Source organism: Phormidium pseudopriestleyi FRX01 (assembly GCF_017313335.1).
In the GTDB taxonomy this organism is placed as follows: Bacteria; Cyanobacteriota; Cyanobacteriia; order Cyanobacteriales; family Laspinemataceae; genus Laspinema; species Laspinema pseudopriestleyi.
In genome coordinates this window covers 1-5,047 of record NZ_JAFLQW010000098.1, presented here as the reverse complement: position 1 = coordinate 5,047, position 5,047 = coordinate 1, and the positions used below count along the sequence as shown (strand labels likewise).

Annotated in this window: 5 protein-coding genes and 1 pseudogene; 1 reads left to right on the top strand and 5 read right to left on the bottom strand. The window is 49.8% G+C overall.

The genetic code is table 11. The annotated features are described in order from the left end of the window. Positions 1-149 precede the first annotated feature (149 nt). The 5 genes from J0895_RS04010 to J0895_RS03990 all read right to left on the bottom strand — a co-directional run bounded on the left by J0895_RS04010 (position 150) and on the right by J0895_RS03990 (position 3,082). Complete coding sequence (locus J0895_RS04010; RefSeq protein WP_207086834.1) at positions 150-851, bottom strand: Uma2 family endonuclease; 702 nt, start codon at positions 849-851, stop codon at positions 150-152. 223 nt (positions 852-1,074) lie between these two features. Further along, on the bottom strand, positions 1,075-1,278 hold the full coding sequence (locus tag J0895_RS04005) for a PIN domain-containing protein (protein ID WP_242541036.1): 204 nt from the start codon (positions 1,276-1,278) through the stop codon (positions 1,075-1,077). Further along, positions 1,275-1,490 (bottom strand): PIN domain-containing protein, encoded by a 216-nt coding sequence (locus J0895_RS04000; protein WP_207086831.1) that lies wholly within the window; start codon positions 1,488-1,490, stop codon positions 1,275-1,277. The genes J0895_RS04005 and J0895_RS04000 overlap by 4 nt, the downstream gene beginning before the upstream one ends. After that, complete coding sequence (locus J0895_RS03995) at positions 1,487-1,735, bottom strand: UPF0175 family protein (protein WP_207086830.1); 249 nt, start codon at positions 1,733-1,735, stop codon at positions 1,487-1,489. The genes J0895_RS04000 and J0895_RS03995 overlap by 4 nt, the downstream gene beginning before the upstream one ends. A gap of 276 nt (positions 1,736-2,011) precedes the next feature. Next, positions 2,012-3,082, bottom strand: a complete 1,071-nt coding sequence (locus tag J0895_RS03990; protein WP_242541035.1) for a fatty acid desaturase family protein — start codon at positions 3,080-3,082, stop codon at positions 2,012-2,014. 412 nt (positions 3,083-3,494) lie between these two features. Between J0895_RS03990 and J0895_RS03985 the strand changes: the two are divergent. Then, positions 3,495-5,047 (top strand): annotated as a pseudogene (locus tag J0895_RS03985) (hypothetical protein); the annotation flags it as partial.

Sequence of the window (5,047 nt, the reverse complement as noted above, 5' to 3'; positions counted from 1 at the left end):
TGGATGAGGCGATCGCCCAGTATTGATAAGCGAATGTGCGGCGATCGCACGTTGGCGGACATTTCCAGAAGGCAAAATTCGTAGATATAAACCGAAGCCAGATATGACACTCAACGAACTCTTGCCAGCCAAGATGCGATCGCAATCAACTACGATTCCGGCTCAATTCCCAACGCCCGCAACTGTGCCGCTAACCGTTCCGCCCGCTGGTGTTCTGCTTCCGCCCGTTCGCGTTCTGCTGCCGCTGCCACCTGGGCCGCTGCTGCCTCCTCCCGCGCGGCTGTTCGCTCCTGCGACAGTTCAATTGTTGTGAGGAATTTTTCCCCATCGGGGCGGTAAATCGTCAAAGCCTCGGGAGTGAACTCGAACCGAATCCCCAAACGAGGGCTTGTCCATTGGGCGATCGCCTCAATCGTCAGCAATTCCCCCTCCACCCGCTGAAAACCCACAAAGTCATGATGATCAGGGTCATAGATATAGTATTCCTCCACCCCATAGCGTTGATAAAATTGCTGCTTATTGGCCATTGCCTGGAGGCGATTTCCCGGCGAAAGAATCTCAAATACCACCTGGGGGGCAATATTTCCCTCTTCCCACTGGCGATAGGAACCGCGATCGCCCTTGGGGCGGCCAAACACTACAAACACATCGGGAGCCACCCGAATCTTGGGTTCCCCCTCCACCGGATACCACAGCAGATCCCCCGCCACAAACACATCGGGTTGATCCGCAAAGCAACATTCTAAATTTTCCTTAATCAGGACAATCCATTGGAACTGGCGCGTATTGTCTGCCATCGGTTGACCATCAGAATCGGGATAGAGAACAGGGCGATGAATGGAAAGAGTCATAGTACAGGCGTTATTGCTGTTTGATCCATTATGCCAAGCTTTACTTAGCTGTGTCCAGTCATTTTCCCCTGGAGGCGATCGCAGAAACCCGGTTTCTGGGTTGGTGGGTGGAGGATAAGAACCGGCTTTTTGATTCTGATTTGGGTGAGGATGCATAGATTGTCTTAGAAGCGGTTTCTCAGTTGTGGGTTTTTCGGTGAGGAGTTATGGTTTAAATCCTTGGCTAAGTTTCATTGACCATGCTCAAAATATGGTTATATAAAGCTGAAGATACTCTAAACTCTGACGTAGCAATTAGAGCATCCATAAGAGGCTGGACAGCAGTAATTAAATTTTTCTGCTTGGCTTCAACCAGAAGGCCTAACAATCCAGTAATCTTGATTCCTAAACGGTCAGCCGCTGCTCGACCACGACGCTCATCAATCAACAGCAATTCTGCATACGGTTAACTAATGCTCTGACTTCTAACCAAGCTGCCTCTTGGACTTCCAGAGTTCCTGGTACAGGAGGCTCGATATCAACGAGTTCCCGATACACAGCTTCAGGGATAGTGACTTGATTATAAAGTTGAGACAGAAGTTTTAGCTGGTGAATTGCCGCCAAGTTAGTGATTACTGATGTATCACTGATAACAATCACAATCGTCCTAACTCCCGTAAGTTCTTCATATCTAAGGCAAAATCTTCAACATCGTAGGAGTAAAGCGGGATATCTCGTTGTTTCAGAAGTTGGCGAAAAGCAGGGACGGGCATATCTGCCAATTTACTGGCATAGCCCAATGTCAAACGCCCCGTTTGAAACAGGTGTAATGCTACTTCTTGGCGAAACTCGCTTGGGGTAAGCTGAGAGGCTTGCAGGATTTCGTCTGAGATGATCACTGTCATAAGCAGTTTATGGTACCCAAGTAGAGGCTGATAATTTCATTATATAGTGACCATTGTCGGAATTTGACAATTGCTCCAAATCTGAGAGTTTTGCAGTGCTTTCTATCAGCCTACCGTCCTGCATAACTTCTTGCTCGCATTCTGATCAGATTTGCGCCGGGTAGAAGCTGGTGAAACTTTGGTGATTATGAAATTGGACTGGGCGATCGCCACAACTGAGACCCCTTTCTCACGATGGGAATTATACTCCTCTACTCTCCGATTAACTGTGTTTGTTTAATTGGCGATCGCCCTGTTGTGAGGTTTGTCATCACTTGCGCCAATTAAAACTGGATTTTTCCCTAAGTGATACGCGGATTTGAGATAACCTGGGTCGAGTTTCATCATGGGCAAATCATGGTCTTTTAAAACGGTTTGAATGCGATCGCCCGCTTCGGGAAGTTGGTAAAAAGGAATGCCGGGAAAGGCATGATGGATGGCATGATACTGTAATCCTCCCATTAACCATCCGATCAGGGGATGGGTGGCAATATTTCGTCCGGCATAGAGTTGAGTGAGGTGAGGTGTGGTCGATTTTCCCCACAAGCCATAATGTTCTAAATGGTCTCGGGTTTGCATGACGAGTCCGATCGCCCGTTCTAAGATGAGCCACAAAAGCAGATAATGCAGCACTTTTCCCTGAAGATAAGCGCCGGTGAATAACAGGCTATGAATGCTTAGACTGCCGAGTATATCCCGGATTAATTCTTGGCGCAGTTGGGGAATTTGTGTTTGGAATTGCCATCCTTTGCGTAAGGTTTTGAGGATGAGTCCGATGCCGCCAAAGATGACAATATCGATCGCCCATTGGTGACGAATATAAAATTGCACAACAGGATGAGCTTGTTGATACTCTTGTTCGGTCCATTGCACTCGTTCCGGGTCCCGCAAATTGATGCCATTCCAAGCATGATGCCAGGGATGCAGGGTGGCATAAACGCCGTAAGGCCAGAATAGGGGCCAACTAATCAGGTAGGGAAGGAGGCGATCGCACTTTTTCCATCCGGTGAGGGTTTGATGGGTCATATCATGGGTGCAAATTAGCCAAAATCCACAGAGGAAGCCGCCTAGGGTGGCGGTAGTGGTGAAGAGGATGGGGTGGGAGGTGGTCCAGGCTATTACCAGGAGGCTGAGACTGAGGCATCCGAGGAGGGTAAATCTGAGCAGTCCCGGGACTGGATTGATGGACTGTAAGTCAGCGGTGACTTGGTGGAGGGATTGGGTTAGAGAATGGGATTGTTCTGGGCGATCGGTCATGATGGCAGGGGAGTGTTTTTTATTGATGATATAGCGGTTCGGTGGACTCATTCGCGTACAGACATCTTGGGAGTGCGAGCAAGATGTCTGTACTCCCAAGATGTACGCGAATAACGGTGGGAACCGCTATAAATTAATTGAGTTGGGATCCGGAAACGACTGAAGTCGTTACTACGAAAAGGAGGGAACGACTGAAGTGGTTACTACGAACGAAGAGAACGACTAAAGTCGGGACGTTGAACTAAAAGCAAAGCTCATGTTTAGAAGTCTCTCTTCTCTTGAGCCTGCGTAGGCAGGCTTGGTTCGTGTAGCCGCACCCTTGAGGGTGTAGGGCTTTGCTCAAAAGAATAGGGTGACGATGACTCAAACCATTAGGGTGATTCCAGAAGCGCTCTGGGTGGGTTAAACTGACAGAGATAATTGGCAATAACAACTCAGGCAAGGGTTATCTGTGTCGGAACCGATGGAAGAGTGGGAATTTCTGATCCAGAAAGAGGGCGATCGCGAGTGGCTTTCCGTAGAATCTCCAGAAGTGGAAATTTTGGAAGGGCGCTATCGCATGGTTGCACGGTGTAGCCGGAATAATGTGCCGGTGGAGATTCGGGCGATTTATCAGTCGTCGGAAGAGTTTCCGCCGAAGCGTCGAATGCAGAAGCGGGGGACTCGCACCAATGCAGAGGGTTTGATGGTGGTGATTCCGTTTACTCGTCTCAAGCCGGGATTTTGGGATTTTACCTGCTTTCTGGACCAAACGACTCAGGGTTCGATTCGGGTTGAGGTGTTATCCATTGAGGAAGAAGGGGATAGCGATTTCTCTGGGGGTCTGACTTCGGCTGGTTTCGAGGAGGCAACAGAGTCGGACTCAGCGGAAGAATTTTCTGAGGGGGAAGGGGACGATCGCCTACAAGCTGCTGCAGAAGCTGTTGCTGAAAATGAGGCATCCGGGGTAGTCCAGGAAGAAAACCCGGTGAGTCCAACGGTTGCGGACTCCTCTGACTCGGGCAAATTGTACGCTTTTCCCGATCGCATCTCCCCAGTGGCGGAAGGGTCCAGGACCAGTCCTCCTCCGATACCCCCCTCTCCACCCCAGGCACAATCTCCAAAACTGCCGCCGTTGCAACTGGTGTTGCAGCGTTCAACTTATATGGTGAAATGGGGTAAAGTTTTAACGTTAGAGGGACGCATTGAGGCGGTTGATGGGAAAGCCGGCGATCGCATTCCCGGTCTAGAATTGCGGGTGATGCTGCAAAATCCGCAGACGGGGGCAAAAATTGTTGAGGTGGGATATCCCCTGTCTGAGGGAACGCTACCAATGCAATTTACCTGTCCCGTGGAGATTCCAGAACAGACAAAGAGTCATCTGCTGTTGGGAGAGGTGAGTTTGTCTGATGGCAGTGGGACTCAGTTAAGGGCGCGATCGTTTACGATTACTGCGGATTTAGATGACTTACTCGGGGCGATTTCCACAGACTTGAGTGAGGACAATCTTTTAGAGCATACCCGGGAATCAATTCATCAGCAGAATGTTGAAGAAATCGATGCCTCGTTTAATGAAATTCTGGAAACGATTAAGAAGAGTCAACCGATTTCCTTTGAACCCTCGGGAAATCAGGTGTTGCCGCCACAGATTGTTAAACCCCAGGGAAAAGCTCCCCAAGCGCCGAAACCCTTGGATTTGCCCACCTTTAAGCGTCCTCAACCGCCAGCGCCTGAATTGGAGGTGAAACCGCCAGATCCGGCGATCGCCACACCGGCAGAACCGGAAACCCCGAATACAAGTGCGCCGGTTCCCCAGGAATTGCCGACTACACCGGCGGAAAGGGAGGTAGTCCCCCCATCCCCGCTGGTGAAATCAGAACCGGATATGGGTGGTAAAAAGGCTTCGATGGTGGATCAAGCGTTTCAATCTTTGCATTTACAGGATCGGTTCTTTTCGCGGTTGAATGCCTTGGCGGGCGATCGCGAGTTGTCCGATTGGCTGAAAATTAGTTTTACTCCAGTTGCAGAGGAGTCGGA